17 protein-coding genes and 1 tRNA gene are annotated in these 13,507 nt (G+C 68.5%); 3 read left to right on the top strand and 15 right to left on the bottom strand.

Annotated features, from left to right (window positions below; genetic code table 11):
• Position 1: 1 nt before the first annotated feature.
• The 8 genes from J4N02_RS03115 to J4N02_RS03080 form a co-directional block, all read right to left on the bottom strand.
• Complete coding sequence (locus J4N02_RS03115; protein WP_188334031.1) at positions 2–211, bottom strand: hypothetical protein; 210 nt, start codon at positions 209–211, stop codon at positions 2–4.
• A 40-nt stretch (positions 212–251) separates the two neighbouring features.
• Positions 252–1,145, bottom strand: a complete 894-nt coding sequence (locus tag J4N02_RS03110; RefSeq protein WP_188334030.1) for a type II secretion system F family protein — start codon at positions 1,143–1,145, stop codon at positions 252–254.
• Positions 1,142–1,996 (bottom strand): type II secretion system F family protein, encoded by an 855-nt coding sequence (locus tag J4N02_RS03105; protein ID WP_188334029.1) that lies wholly within the window; start codon positions 1,994–1,996, stop codon positions 1,142–1,144. The genes J4N02_RS03110 and J4N02_RS03105 overlap by 4 nt, the downstream gene beginning before the upstream one ends.
• On the bottom strand, positions 1,993–3,540 hold the full coding sequence (locus J4N02_RS03100) for a CpaF family protein (RefSeq protein WP_188334028.1): 1,548 nt from the start codon (positions 3,538–3,540) through the stop codon (positions 1,993–1,995). Before J4N02_RS03100 ends, J4N02_RS03105 begins: the two co-directional genes overlap by 4 nt.
• Positions 3,537–4,307: a hypothetical protein gene (locus J4N02_RS03095; protein WP_188334027.1), complete on the bottom strand. Its 771-nt coding sequence runs from the start codon at positions 4,305–4,307 to the stop codon at positions 3,537–3,539. The genes J4N02_RS03100 and J4N02_RS03095 overlap by 4 nt, the downstream gene beginning before the upstream one ends.
• A 4-nt stretch (positions 4,308–4,311) precedes the next feature.
• Positions 4,312–4,980 carry an SAF domain-containing protein gene (locus tag J4N02_RS03090; protein ID WP_208091097.1) on the bottom strand — a complete coding sequence of 223 codons (669 nt, stop codon included), beginning with the start codon at positions 4,978–4,980 and terminating at the stop codon, positions 4,312–4,314.
• A 4-nt stretch (positions 4,981–4,984) separates the two neighbouring features.
• Complete coding sequence (locus tag J4N02_RS03085; RefSeq protein WP_188334026.1) at positions 4,985–5,674, bottom strand: ATP/GTP-binding protein; 690 nt, start codon at positions 5,672–5,674, stop codon at positions 4,985–4,987.
• A gap of 212 nt (positions 5,675–5,886) precedes the next feature.
• Complete coding sequence (locus J4N02_RS03080) at positions 5,887–6,435, bottom strand: hypothetical protein (protein WP_188334025.1); 549 nt, start codon at positions 6,433–6,435, stop codon at positions 5,887–5,889.
• 345 nt (positions 6,436–6,780) lie between these two features.
• On the opposite strand from J4N02_RS03080, the gene J4N02_RS03075 reads away from it, so the two are divergent.
• Together J4N02_RS03075 and J4N02_RS03070 are read left to right on the top strand one after the other, a co-directional pair.
• Positions 6,781–7,128 carry a MarR family transcriptional regulator gene (locus J4N02_RS03075; RefSeq protein ID WP_188334024.1) on the top strand — a complete coding sequence of 116 codons (348 nt, stop codon included), beginning with the start codon at positions 6,781–6,783 and terminating at the stop codon, positions 7,126–7,128.
• A 380-nt stretch (positions 7,129–7,508) separates the two neighbouring features.
• Entirely contained in the window at positions 7,509–7,736 is a 228-nt protein-coding gene (locus J4N02_RS03070; protein ID WP_188334023.1) for a helix-turn-helix domain-containing protein, read from the top strand.
• 65 nt (positions 7,737–7,801) lie between these two features.
• Here the strand turns inward: J4N02_RS03070 and J4N02_RS03065 are convergent, their stop codons facing one another.
• Positions 7,802–8,539, bottom strand: a complete 738-nt coding sequence (locus J4N02_RS03065; RefSeq protein WP_188334022.1) for an HXXEE domain-containing protein — start codon at positions 8,537–8,539, stop codon at positions 7,802–7,804.
• Positions 8,540–8,668: 129 nt separating this feature from the next.
• Here J4N02_RS03065 and J4N02_RS03060 point away from each other — a divergent pair, with 129 nt between their 5' ends.
• Positions 8,669–9,319, top strand: a complete 651-nt coding sequence (locus J4N02_RS03060; protein ID WP_188334021.1) for a TetR/AcrR family transcriptional regulator — start codon at positions 8,669–8,671, stop codon at positions 9,317–9,319.
• A 27-nt stretch (positions 9,320–9,346) separates the two neighbouring features.
• Here J4N02_RS03060 and J4N02_RS03055 read toward each other — a convergent pair whose 3' ends face one another.
• From J4N02_RS03055 to J4N02_RS03030, 6 genes are all read right to left on the bottom strand, one after another.
• Positions 9,347–10,228 carry a site-specific integrase gene (locus tag J4N02_RS03055; RefSeq protein WP_188334020.1) on the bottom strand — a complete coding sequence of 294 codons (882 nt, stop codon included), beginning with the start codon at positions 10,226–10,228 and terminating at the stop codon, positions 9,347–9,349.
• Entirely contained in the window at positions 10,165–10,485 is a 321-nt protein-coding gene (locus J4N02_RS03050) for a hypothetical protein (protein ID WP_188334019.1), read from the bottom strand. Before J4N02_RS03050 ends, J4N02_RS03055 begins: the two co-directional genes overlap by 64 nt.
• Positions 10,486–10,724: 239 nt before the next feature.
• Positions 10,725–10,807 (bottom strand) — tRNA-Leu (locus tag J4N02_RS03045).
• A 288-nt stretch (positions 10,808–11,095) separates the two neighbouring features.
• Entirely contained in the window at positions 11,096–11,866 is a 771-nt protein-coding gene (locus J4N02_RS03040) for an AEC family transporter (RefSeq protein ID WP_188334018.1), read from the bottom strand.
• A 52-nt stretch (positions 11,867–11,918) separates the two neighbouring features.
• On the bottom strand, positions 11,919–12,530 hold the full coding sequence (locus J4N02_RS03035; protein ID WP_188334017.1) for a hypothetical protein: 612 nt from the start codon (positions 12,528–12,530) through the stop codon (positions 11,919–11,921).
• Between the two features lie 224 nt (positions 12,531–12,754).
• Positions 12,755–13,342 (bottom strand): hypothetical protein, encoded by a 588-nt coding sequence (locus J4N02_RS03030; protein ID WP_188334016.1) that lies wholly within the window; start codon positions 13,340–13,342, stop codon positions 12,755–12,757.
• Between the last annotated feature and the right edge of the window lie 165 nt (positions 13,343–13,507).

Raw genomic sequence — 13,507 nt, 5'->3', positions numbered from 1 at the left:
GCTATCGGATCTCGTTGGCCTTGCCGACGACGTAGGCCTGGATGATCGCGGCGACGATCCCCACGATCGCGATCGCGAAGATCGCCCAGAGCACGTTCTGGATGGTCTCCGACATGCCGTCCTCGGCGAGCATCCGCTTGCGCTGCTTGGCGAGCCACAACTCGAGGTCGCGGCGCATGAGCTGGCTCTCCACGTACAGGTTGAGCATCATGGTGGGGTTTCCTCTCCTGAAGGGGTTCTTCCTTTGGGGGTCAGGTGTTGCTCATCAGGGTCATCAGGGATGGCCCCAGCAGGATGGCGATGAAAACGATCGCCAGCATGGTCGCAGGGATGGTGAGCCGCTCGGAGGCGGCGTTCGCACGGGCCTGCTCGTCGGTCAGGAGCGCTACGCGCAGCGCTCGGTTGTGTTCCCGGAGGGTCTGGTAGACGGGCATGGTCTGCTGCTCGGCCAGCGCCATGATGTTGGCCAGATCGTCGAGCTCGGGCAGGGCCAGTTCGTCGCCCATCGCGCGGAGGACGTCCCACGGTGGGCGTCCATCGACGCTGGACTGGGTGAAGCCTTCCGCCAGGCGGTCGAAGACCCACTGGCCGCGGCCCACGCGCGCCGCGTTCTCCAGCGCCTGACGGGGGCCGGAACCGGCGCGGCGTTCGAGGGCCACCAGGTCGATGAAGCCGGTCAACACGTGGTTGAACTCGAGTCGCGCTGCCTTCGCCTTGCCGTGGATGTCCAGGTTGGGCAGCACGAAGAGCCCGACGGCGCCGACCAGCGACGCGATCAGCGGGACCGCGATCGGGAACCGCAAGCCGAACACGTTGAACAGCGTCGACAGCAGCGGGGGTGCGACCAGGCCGATGGCAGCCAGGATCAGCTTCTCGCCGTAGAAGCTGGCCTCCGTCCGGCGCAGCAGCGCCAGCTCCTTGACCGGCGTCATCCACACCCACCTCGGCACCCATCGCGCGACCCACGCACCCACCCGATCCTGGGCGTCCACGCCGCCCAGGAGGGCCGGAGCTGTCGGCACACCGGTCAACCGGTCCAACGCGGGACCGAGCGCCGGCACGGTCGGAGCGAGCCACCAGACTGCGCACAGCACGCTCGTGGCGAGCATCAGGCCCGTCAGGGCGGCGAGCTGCAGGCCGGTCATGACGGGTCTCCGGACGCCAACAGTCTGGGCAGCGGCTTGACCCGGGCCATCCGTCGCATGACTACGAGACCGACGACATAGAGGGAGAGGAGCACCGACAGGACGACCTGCCCCATCGGTGAGCGGTACGGCTCCAGGTACTGGCCGGTGGCGGCCATCCCCACCAGGCACACCACGGTAATCAGGGTGACGATCCGCGCTGTCTGGCGCGGCTTGCTGCGGTCGGCCTCCAGATGACGCCGGGCGGCGACCTCCGCGGACACCGACTCGGCGAGCCCGGACAGGATCTGGGACAGACCGTCCGCCCGCTTCTGCGCGGCGAGGATCAAGGTGGCTGCCACCAGATCACCGGTCGAGTCGTTGAACTGGTCGGCGAACGCGCGGAGCGCCTCGGCCGTGTTCCACCGCGACCGGATCCGGCCCACCAGCGTGGTCACCTCCGGACGGATGACGTCGGGTGCGGTGCGCAGCGTGGCCACGAGGGCGCCCTCCAGTCCGACACCGACGGTGATGACGCCGGCCAGGTTGCGCGTCCACTCCGCCAGGCCTTCGAGGCGTTCGATCGTGTGGGACTCGTCCGAGACGCCCAGGACCACCGGCAGGCCGACCGCCGCCAGCGGGAAGACCACGATGGCGATCACCCAGCCCGATAGCAGAGCGACCACTACCCCGGCCACTGCCGCCAGGACACCGGCGACCAGGACGCGGCGCGGGACGGAAGCCAGCCGCACCAGGATCCGGGGCGTTGCCGGTGCGCCCGTCGGGATCGGCACGCGACGGAGCCCGGCGACCAGCCCCATCACGCCACCGACGCCGAGGACGCTCACGAGCGCGGGAACCAGCGGGTTCATGCGACACCACCGTGGCGTTGCGCCTCCAGGAGGAACTCGTTCGCGGTGAACCCGTGGCCGGCGAGCATCCGCAGGTGGTCGGGTAGTACGAAGGCGACGGCCGGGCCGTCGGGGTCGCTGCGGAAGACGGTGGTCGCGGCGTAGCCGGCGGACTCCTCGCCCGGCGTGATCGCTAGCACTTCGTCGATCACGCGCCGTTTGCGCACGGAGCCGTCGCGGCCGCGGACGTACATGGATCGCAGTTGCACCACGAGGCCGAGGCAGCGAGCCAGCTTCATCACGGCCGAGTCGCGGGTGAACTCGCCGGACTGCATGGCGCAGCTGACCAGTTTCTCCATGGTGTCGGACGCCGACGCGGCGTGTGTCGTCGACAACGAGCCCGAACCGGACTCCATGGCCATGATCATCTGGGCCACCTCGCGTCCGCGAACCTCGCCGACGATCTGCCGGTCGAGCGCGTACCGGAAGGAGGCGTGCATGCCGTCCTGCAGTGTGAACTCGTTCACCGGACGCCCGTCGGGGCCCCGCTCCCCGGAGCCCGGACGCGCCTCCCACGAGAACACGACCGGGTGCTCGTCGACCAACTGTTCCAGACCGAGTTCCCGCTCGGTCTCGAAGGTGCCCAGCACCTCCTCCGGGCCGATCTCGGCACACAAGGCCCGCAGCAGCGTGGTCTTCCCGTCGCCCTGCTGGCCGGACACGACGATCGACAGCCTGGCCCTCACGGCCGCCGCCAGGAACGACGCGAGCAGGGGGCTGACCGTGCCGAGGCCGACGAGGTCGTCGAGGGTGATGCGCACCAGGCGGTGTCGGCGGATCACGACGCTCGGCCGATGCGTGACGAACGCGGACGCCGCCAAGCGGGCGCCCTCCAGGTTCAGGTGGAGGTCGGGGTTGGCGTCGGAGAACACGCGGGGCGGATCGGCTCTGGACGCCAGGTCCTGCAGCAGCTGGATCAACTCATCGTCGGACGCCGCGACCGGTGGCCCCGGCACCTTCTCTCCGCCGACCAGGTCCAGGAACACCCGGTCGTGCCCGACGACGATGATGTTCTCGACGTCCGGGCGATCGACCAACGGCTGCAGCCGGCCCAGCCCGAACATCAGGTCGAAGACGGCCTGCGCCAAGGCGTCCTGCGCGGTGGCGGAGCTGACGGAGCCGTTGACCGCGAACCGCGCCTCGGTCGCCTCCTGGACGACCTGCATGATCACGGCCCGCCCGAGCTCCTGGCGCGCGGTCTCGTCAGCCAGGGGGGACTGCCCGATCCGTTCCGAGAAGCGTTTGGACGCCAGCGCGCGCAGTTCCGACGCCTCGTCCCAGTCCACCTCGGTCGACCGCTCCGAGGGTCGACCCCCGGCGCCCAACTTGGCCTCGCGGCCCACGACGTGGAGTGACGATGATGTCGGTGCGACTGCCGTCGACAGGGTGAACCCGGAGCGGACGCGGCCCGGCCGCGCCGGATCGGTGCCGTCGCCGAAGGCGGTGAACAGGGGCACGCTGGCCAGGTCTGGCCTTTCCCAGGTGGGCTGGGGCTGCTTGGTCATCGTTCCGCACCCGCACTGGTTCGCGGCAGCGCATCCTCCGTGCGCGGCGCCAGAGCCCGGAGCGACTCACCCAGCGCCACCACGGACCTGGGCAGCGCCGACCGATCGAACCGACGTTGGGGCTCCCCGTGGGACCACCACCGCGCGGCGTCCGGATCCCACGCGACCTCGCCGACCACCGGCACGCCCAGGGTCTTGGTGACCTCGGACGTGCTGTACCGACGTGCCGGGCCGGCGATGACCAACCGCACGTCGCCCAACGAGCCTTCCTGGAGACCCGGCAGCCATGACCGCACCCGGGCCAGTTCAGGCAGCCCGGTCCCTGTCACCACCATGGTCACGTCCGACTCCGAGATCAGCGGCTCCGGGCTGCCGACCATGCCCAGCCGGCCGGCGTCCACGACGATGTCCACGCCCGTGTCGACCTCGAGTCCGCGGAGGGCGTCCAGGAGCGCGTCCCACACGCCCAGGAGTGACGCGGCCTGCTGGTGCGCGCGGAGCCCAGGCAACAGGCTCGCGTTCGAGTCGGCCAGGGGGAACAGCCGAGAGGGCAGCTCGTCGGCCAACTGGTGGTGTCGGTGCGCCAGCACCAGTTCGGAGAGTCCGGGCCGCGCGACCCCGGTGCAGTAGCCCGCCAGGATCGCCGAGCCGCCCGACGGGTCGGCTTCCACGAGCACCACGGGGCGGGGCCACGTCAGGGCGAGACCGACCGACAGGGTGGTCACCCCCAGCGAGCCCGAGACGGACGCAACGGTGAAGAGGGGCATGGGGTCACCGTTCCCGGGAGTCGAGCACCACGGCGACCTTGCCGGTCGCGGCCCGGGCTGCCAGATCGGGCGCGGCGTCCGCGCTCACGAGCAGGTCGACCAGGGCGAACTGCCCGTCCTGCGAGCGTGTGACCGCGACGACCTTGGCCGCGATGGTCACTGGCGAGACGTCGCCGACCTGGCCCTGTGCCCCGGGTGTCTGGACGACCCGGACATCGTCGCCGGTCTTCAGCGGGATGGCGGGCAGCATCCCGTCCACCAGGGACAGGCCGACGACGGTCTCGCCCTTCGCCGGAACCGTCTCAGACGCGATGGCGTCCGGGGTGAGGAGCCCGCCGGCAGAGATGTCGAGCGCAGCTCGCTGTCCCACCACCGTCGACACCTCGCTGGCGGGGATCGAGGCGACGGCGGGATCGAGCGACACCCGCGCGACCATCAGATCACCGGCGTCGATCACCGCGCCACGAGGGACGGCCGCCCTCGCCACCACGACCTCGACCGACGAGGTTGCCGCCGTCCACAGCCACACGCCGCCCAGCGCGGACAGCAGGAGCGCCGCCACGGACGCGATGATCAGCACCGGGCGCCGCCGGGTCTTCACGGGACCCAACGCCGGGGGCGCCGGAGGGGTCGTGGTCGTCGCCGTCGTCGGCGCCAAGGTCGGTGTCCTCACGTCGTCATCCCTTCACCACGGTCTGGAGTTCGCCGATCGTGACCACGACCGAGCTCGTGTACGTCTGGTTGATGACACCGGACTCGCCGATCCCGGACCAGTTGATGGTCCAGTAGCTCGTCGCGGTGACCGTGTAGGTGCCTTGCTTCGGGTAGCGGTAGCCGCAGTCCGGCGACGCCGACATCCCGAACGAGTCCGTGTAGGAGGTGCCCGTGGACGTGCACGCGACGGTCCCGCCGTCGCCCATGCTCCAGACCACCCGGGTGACCTTGCCGGTCGCGGTGACGGAGTAGCCGCCCGCAGACGCGGTCTTCGTGTTGGGTCCCCACGTGCTCTGGTCCGGCGACGCCACCCACAGCCAGATCGGCAGCCCGACGAGGCCCACCGAGCCGGGCGAGGGATCCGGCGCCATCCCGATCGTGACCGCGCGAAGGCGCATCTGGGTGACCGCCTGCTGCGCCAGGACGCGGGGGTCCGGGACGACACCCGGAGCACTGTCGGCCCAGAACAGGTAGGAGCCCGGACCCGACCAGATGCCGGAAGCCGAACACCGGTAGATCGACCCCGTCGTGTTGCCGCTCCACACCGCGTCCGTCAGCGGGGGCGGCGGCGACGCGGCCTTGATGTAGCAGGCTCGGGCGTTGCTCCAGGTCCCCAGCTCCGGGTTCGAACAAGGGACCTCGCGAGGAGGCATTTCCTGCGTCACGCAGGCAACCGGGTCGCTGCTGCCGGAGCCGGTGTGCTTCAGCGGAGCGGCGCCGCCGGAGCCACCGTAACCGGGGACGCCGACCCCACAGGCAACTCCCCAGCTCGCCCCTTCGCAGCCGGCTTCCGCGTAGGCAGGGGTCCCCGTCAGCGACGTTGTCGCCAGAGCCACGCAGAGCGCGAGCGCCGCGAGGAGCCTGGTCAACATGATCCGAGGACCTCGTCCTTGGTGATCTGCAGGTTGGCGCCGACGAGCTGCACGGTGCTCTCGTGTGAGAGCCGTGGCTGCGGGGCCGGCGTGACCGGCTGCCCGGCCTTGTCCGTGAGGATGGCTTCGCTGCGATCGACGCACGAGGTGACGACCCACCCGTCACCCTTGGCCAGGGCGCTCTGGGAGGGGATCTTCGTGGCTCCGACCTGCACCTGCCCCCGCTGGCGGACCGTCGTCAGCATCACCTGCAGGCTGCTCAGCGCCTCGCCCGAGGCAAGGGTGTCGAGCTCGTTGATGCTCCTGCTCGAGTCGACCAAGAGGCCGTCGAGGGTCTGCCACAGCAGGACGACCCGCGCCTTCGCGTCCTCGAGCTTCTGGTCTTCGGGGCTAAGAGTCGGTGTCGGCGTCACCGTGGGTGACGGCGATTGCGACGGGCCCGTCGGTGTCGGGCTGGTGGTGGGCGTGGCTGTGCAGCCACCGATCAGGGCAGCGGCCATGATGGCGCCCACCGCTTTGGTGGCCAGTCCCAGGTGGGTCATCCCATCCTCCTTCGCCTACGGGACATAACGGGGCGCGGAGGCACCTCGCGGACATCCTGTGCGTGGTGATTTCTCGTGGAAGGCGGCAGCGCCGATCCCGGAGGCGCTCGGCGCTCGTGTGGCGCTGTCGCGGGTGCTGCCAATGTCAGAAGCGGCCATCGCTGGCTCCAAGCTCTCCAGGGGGTGGACCTTGTACGGGAAGGCTAAGCATGGATTTCGGCGATCTTGCGGATTTCGAGCTTCCCCCCTCTGCGTGTCACGCTAGCACATCTACACCGTTTAGCGGTATAGATTGCTCATCGTGTCTCGTCTCCCCTTGCCGCGGACCACTGAAACAATGGGCGCGTGCCTGCCTACTCCGACGCCCCGCTTCCCGGCGAGTTGGACGCGTTGGTCGGCATGGGCATGAACCGAGTCAAGCTCGCGCTCGCCGTGGCGCTCGCCGAACACGGGGGGTGTCTCAGCACGCCGGAGCTCGTCGCCGCGCTCGGTGAGGGGGTCGCGGGTACCACCATCGCGCGCAACCTCAACGAGCTCGAGAACCACGGCTACGTCACCGGCGACGTTCCCCGCGACGACCGCCGCCGGCGGCGCACGCACTGGACGCTCAACCATGCGAAGCTCCACGCCGATTTGCGTGCCCTCATCCAAGCCACCACACTGTCCGCCGAATCCCCGACCGCGTCGGGCTGACCGGCGGCAGGTGAGCCAACGCGGAACCCGTGTGCGCGAGTTGGGTTACGGAGGACGCGAACTCCTTGAACGAACGGCCTAACTCCCGGTCCACAAGGTATGACGTGCGTGTGAGGCCAGCCGAGCTATCCCGTGGATGGTGGAGGCACGGTCACCGGGCCGGCCATTCGGCCCAGGAGCGCCCTCACCTTGTTTTCTCGACCTCGTTACGGCCGCGTGAGCCGCGCAACCCTGCTCCCACAAGGGATAACTGCTCGCCGCTCGCCCGGGAAGCGACCCGGGAGTGCCCAGGGAGAGGGTTCCGGGGGCTGCGGCTAGGAGTACGTCGAGCCGGTCTTGTGTCCTTTGAGGCCCGCTTGGGCCCAGAGAGGGACAGTGCCATGACCATGCGAACCTACGAGTCGTTGCCCACGGCCGCTGCTCGGATCGGCGTGAGCGTGAAGACCATCCGCCGCCGGATCGCCGAGGGCGTCTTGCCCGTGTACCGGTGCGGCCGCATCCTTAGACTGGACCCGGAGGACGTGGACGCAATGTTCAGCCGGTACCAGCAATGGACGGCGTCCGAGTTCAGTTCGAAGGGACGCGGCCCGACCAGACGCGCGTCGTAGCCGGCCGCCACAGGGCTCCGAATGGGGACTTCGGCATGCGATACCGCGGCTGGCTGCCCATCGCATCACGCCACGACTGTGCCAACAGCTCCGAAGGATGCTTCAACACGCCGGACGTCGGCGCGCTTGGCAAGCCACAGCCACGCCGCGAAAGTGACGCCGCCGGCGACGAGCATCAGCAGTCCCATCCCGGTGCCGTCGAGGATTCCGTTGAGGTACAGGGGCACCGTCGCGAAGAGCGCGAGGTGGTACAGCAGGCCGATCCCGACGAAGCCCCACAGCGTCGACCGGCGCAGGCCATCACTCCCACCGCCCGTGAGGCCAAGGAAGGCCCAGACGACGAGCGGAACGAACAGGACGATAGCGGTGACGAAGCCGCCCTTCACCGTCCCTAACACCACAGCGCCGGGGACGTGCGTGAGGCTGTTGATGGCCTGGACGCCGATCATCCCGAATGCCATCGCCGGGTATCTCCCGCTCAACAGCGCAGCGGCAGGGCCCATCACCCACACCAGTGACAGGTTCACGCACAGGAAGAACATCCACCCGGGCATCGATCCCAGCAAACCAGCCATCAAGCCTGGAAACGCCAGGGTGGTCCCCGTGAAGTCAAGCCCGTACTCCTCGACGTTGTGGAGCATGTATGCCACCGCAGCCAGCCACGCGATCCACGTCAGATCACGCCACCGCGAGATCGCCTTGTCCGCCTGGAGCCAATCCGTGGCGAACAGCACGATGAGCAGCACGATCGCCGCCCCAAGGCCCACCCACGGCCACACCGTCATGAACCAATCGAGTCCCATGGACCCTCCTCCGAGATTGCCGCGATCGACTCCACCTACAATAATCAGCCATCGCGGCTAAATAAATGGCCGGATCCGTCGCGGGTGACCGGTTCTGCGGACAGTCCGGCACCCCACCCGAGGAGCACCATGGCCCGCCCGAAGTACGCAGTTGGAGATCAAACCGCCAAGGAGAAGCTCGCGGCCGCATTCTGGCGCCTGCTCGCGGACAAGCCGTACGCCAAGCTGTCGGCTCTCGACGTCGTGCGTGAAGCTGGCATCAACAAGAACACGTTCTATTACCACTACACAGGTATCGACGACATGGCCGAGGACGCCGTGGAATCCACCCTCGACCCGGCAATGCTGCTCGCCACCCTGTCGTCCCTCAGATCCGTCAACGCTTCGACCACGGCCATGCACACCCCCCTGGACGCGAACCTCGACCGGCTCTGCCTGGTGGCCGGCGAGCACAGTACGCCGGCCCTGCGACTGCTCCTCAAGAACGCACTGAGAACTGCGTGGTGCGAGGCGTTGCGCATCGACGAGTCCCAACTGGAACTCCAACAGCAGATCGCCCTCGAGTTCGCGCTGGGGGGCGTGCTGGAAGTCATGGCCTACCGCTCCCGGGTCGTGACCCCCTTCAACTTCGCCACCGCGGCAGGAGTGCTGGTGCGAGACGGGGTTCTCGACGCCGTCCTCCGATCCATCACTCAGAATCGGCGACCTCAGGAAGCGACGACACCACTTCTGACGACTTGGAGCGCGGACACGCTGACGACCACGCCTCAGCATCCATGAGCGCGAACGGGCTGGCGTTCCTCGAAGTCATCCAGCCACGCTCGGCCGACCAGTCGCGAACGCTGACATGCGGGCGGCGAGTTGGGCGTCGCGTTCGGCCGCGACGTGCTGGTAGCGCATGGCCATGTTCGGCGTGCTGTGCCCGATCCGCGCCTGGAGTTCGGCCAAGGTGGCTCCCAACTGGGCCGCCAGCGTCGCGCTGGTGTGGCGCAACCCATGGACCGTCAGCCCGGGCATGTCGATGGCCGCCTTGCCCTTGTTGTGGGCGACCCGAAGGACGCTGTCGTTGAGCGGAGAGTGTCCGTCGCGCGCCGGGAACAGCAGCGCCTCCCGCTCACGCACCGGCTGGCGCGCCGCCCACGCCCGCAACGCCGGAAGTAGGTGGGGAGGGATGGACACCGTCCTGACCCCGGCGTCCGTCTTGGGTGGGCCGATCAGGAGCTGCCCCTTGAGTCGCACGACGGCCTGACGGACATGCACCACACCGATGTCCAGATCCAGGTCGCGCACGCGGAGCCCGCGCACCTCGCCGGAGCGCAGACCACACCACCCGGCCAGCAAGAGGGGCACCCGACGCGCCTCAGGCACGGCAGCCAGGTAGCGGTTGAGCTGGTCGACGGTGAGCACGTCGATCTCGCGGGCGCGTTCCTTCTGGGTGCCCGCCTTCACCCTGCAGGGGCTCACCTCCACGAGCCTCTCCTCGACGGCCTCCTTGAAGATCGACTTGAGGAGCCCGTAGGCGTTGGCCTGTTGGGTGGGCGTCGTCCGCATCTCGGCGTACCAGGTGGAGATCTCCGCGGCGGTGATCTCGCCAAGAGGCCGCTTGGCGAACGTGGGAAGGATGGTCAGCCTGAGCAGCTTCGCATACAGCGCCGCCGTGCCGGGTCGAATCCGCCGGCGGGCCACCACGGTGGCGGCGTACTCCCGAGCAGCAGGGGTGCCTCGTGAACCTCCCGGACCTGCCGGGCCGGCGGCTCCCACTCGCCGCGACTGATCATCCGTTCCTGGTCGACCAGCCACCCCTCGGCGTCGATCCGGGCGACGAAGGTGATCGGAGCACTGTGCCGGCCGCCGTCGGGGCCGGTGTAGCGCGCCCGGTACCGCCCGCTCGGCAGCTGGCCGACCTCGCCGAAGCCGCGCTTGACCTTGGCCCGTGGTCTACCCATGGTGCTTCCCTCCCGTCACGCTCCGTAACGGGCACGAGGACGCGTGGGTGGACAGTGGGCGACGCCGACGACGTTCCCCACGCCCCGGATGTCGTGGGGAATATGTGGGGAACCGTGGGGAATACGTGGGGAATGGGAGGCCTCTGAAGGCCATCCGTGTCCATGGGAGTCCACAACTGAGAAGGACCGAAGTCCTTGTCAGAGGGGATTTGATGTAGTCAGGGGACCATACATCGTTGTGCGCGAGAGAGGAGTTGAACCTCCACGTCCTTTCGGACACACGGACCTGAACCGTGCGCGTCTGCCATTCCGCCACTCGCGCGTGGCCCCCTCGCGGGGACAGCCTGAGTACCTTAGCACAGACCTTCCCGCAGGTCATATTCGGGACTCACCAGGCGGGAGCCGAGGCTTCGAACAGGCGCCCGATGGGAGTCTGGCCGTTCACTTTCTGGTCACCTTGACTCGTCAACCAACTCCGGCGTTGCCCTTTGCGACTAGGGGTGATGCTCCCCACACAATCCACAGCGGTGGACATCCCTGTGGACAACTGCGTGGATGTGAACGCGGGACGACCGCCATGCGAACGGGGAATGGCCCTCCCGGCGGCCGCTCAGAGCAGGACGGCCAGCAGCGCCAGTCCCGTGGCGGACGCCCAGGCCACCGCCGGCATCAGCGCCAGCTTGGCCACCGTGACAGCGATGAGCCGGCGGACGTTGCCCCGGATGGACAGCCCCACCAGCAGCCCGCCGACGGAGAACAGAGCCGCGCCGGTGCTAGCGCGGCCGAGCAGGTCGAAGGACGTCACCAGGACATCGGGGAGCCTGAGTCCCGTCGCCGCGACAACGATGCCGGCGAGGAGCGCGACGAACACCGGCATGCGCAGCATCGAACCCACCGAACGGCGGATGCTCCGGAGCAGGCCGGTGGCGTCCTCGCCTCGCTCGGCCCAGAAGAAGCACAGTGGCACGGTGATCAGGGACTCGACGATCACGTTCATGCCGAACACGACCCCGGCGACGGAGGGCATCACGACCAGCAGCAACGGGAAGCCCACGAACCCGGAGTTCGCCCCGCCTGCCCCGAGCGCATCGAAGGCGGCCGCAGCCCGCGGCGTCCGGTTCATGCGCCGGGACCACAGGTAGGCCGCCACCAAGACGACCACGCTGGTGATCGCGTACGCCAGCAGGTACGTGGGGTTCGCGACCTCGGTGAGCGGTCTCTGGGCGACGGACAGGAACATGAGGGCTGGCAGGGCGATGTTCATGACGAAGCCGCCGATGATGTCCATGTCGGAGCGACGGAACATCCCGAAGCGCGTCGCCGCCCAGCCCGCCAGGATGCACAGGTAGAGGGGCGCGGTGATGACCAGGATGTCGAGCACCGCTCCCCCTTCCTCTGCGACGTCGCGACCAGTGTCGCGCGTCGCCGGGGACTCAGCCGCGCACGACCACGGCCTGGAGTTCGCCGACCGGGAGGTCTCGCCTACCCGACATCTGTGTGGCGAGGGTTCCCGAGTAGCCGCCGGCGGTCCAGTCGACCGACCAGTTCGTCGTCGCCGTCACCGTGTACGTCCCCGGCTGCTGGTGCGCGGAGCTGGCCGCGCCGGGCGACTTCGGCGCCACCTGGTAGGTGTGCCCGCACACGGGTGACGGCGTGCCCGGCGCGACCGCGTGGCGCACGTACGGCTTCGTCGTCGCACACGTGACTGTCGTGCCGTCACCCATCTGGAACGTGGTGCTGACGTGCGTGGCGTCGAGCGACACCGCAAGCCCGGCATCGCTGTTGGACGCCGTCAGGTGCGAGTCGCCCTCCACCCACAACCAGAGCGGGATGCCGATGACGGCCATGTCCCACTCGTTCCAGTCCGGGTCGGGCCCGACCTGCGGGTAGGCCTGCGGCAGTTGCAAGGACGCCGTGACCCTGCGCACGTAGTTCTCGACCGCCTCCCGCGGAGGCCTCTGAGTGCTGCCCGCCTCCGGCGGCGCCCAGGCGCACCACTCCTCCGGTGTGCCCAGCTCAGGATTGCACTCCGGGAACACCCTCACCCGGTCCTCGTGCTCACGGCGCAGTCCGTCCAGATAGGCACGGTAGGCCTCCCTGCGTGCAGCGAGTTGCTCGGCCGTAAGTTCTTTGTCCTCTTCCTTCGGGGCCTGGTCGCTCGAACTGATTGTGTACCTACCACCTGGGCCTTTAACAGGGCCCTCTGCCCACACAGGAGTTGGAGATATCAACACGAACGCGACTACGAGGGCTCCCACCACGATCGGCCTCAGCATGATTCGACCACCTCGTACATGCCGTCAACGATCTTCAGACTCCCCGGAGTCCCGGCGAAGTAATAGCGCTCTTCTGCCACTCGCCCTTTCCCCAACTCCTTCCCACCCTGTCTGATGGTGATGGAACTGCTGTCTGTGCAGGTCTCGAGCGCTAAGACCGACCCGCTCTCGCTCGGGCCCACCCAACGCTTGATCCAGACAGTGTTGAACTCCCCGCCATCAAAGGTGAACCCCTGGGACATTTCTTCTTGGAGCATCTGCGTGTACCCGCCACTCGTAAGCGCCAGGATCTCGGGGGAAGCGGGAGATCCTTCGCGCGACAGTCGCTCGAACTCCTCGTTGTACTTCGTCAGCACTACCTTCGCCTCGTCGTACAACTTGTCGCGCGCGACCATGGCGTCGTACTCAGCCTGGGTGCAGGGAGATGCGGTCCCGCCCTCTTCAGGCGTGCACATCAGCTGCAGGGTGGGCGCTGCAGCGGTGGGGACCGGGGTGGCGCTGGGCGTCGGCTGCGCAGCCGGAGTGCATCCTGCGACGAGCGCGGGCACGACGGCGGCACAGGCGAACAGGATCCGCCTCATGGGGGGGTGCCTCCTTGGGTGGGTGGTGTTTCGAGAGTGCCACAACACGGCGTCGGATGGGGAACCGTCCCAGAGTTGTCCACAGGCTTCCGCCCGCGGCGTCCGAGTTGTGCACCCCGACTGGCACCTGACAAGGGGTGGGAATCTGTCCCCAGCGCCCCTAGG

The organism is Propioniciclava sp. MC1595 (assembly GCF_017569205.1).
Lineage (GTDB): Bacteria > Actinomycetota > Actinomycetes > Propionibacteriales > Propionibacteriaceae > Propioniciclava.
This window is presented reverse-complemented; position numbering and strand designations above follow the sequence as displayed.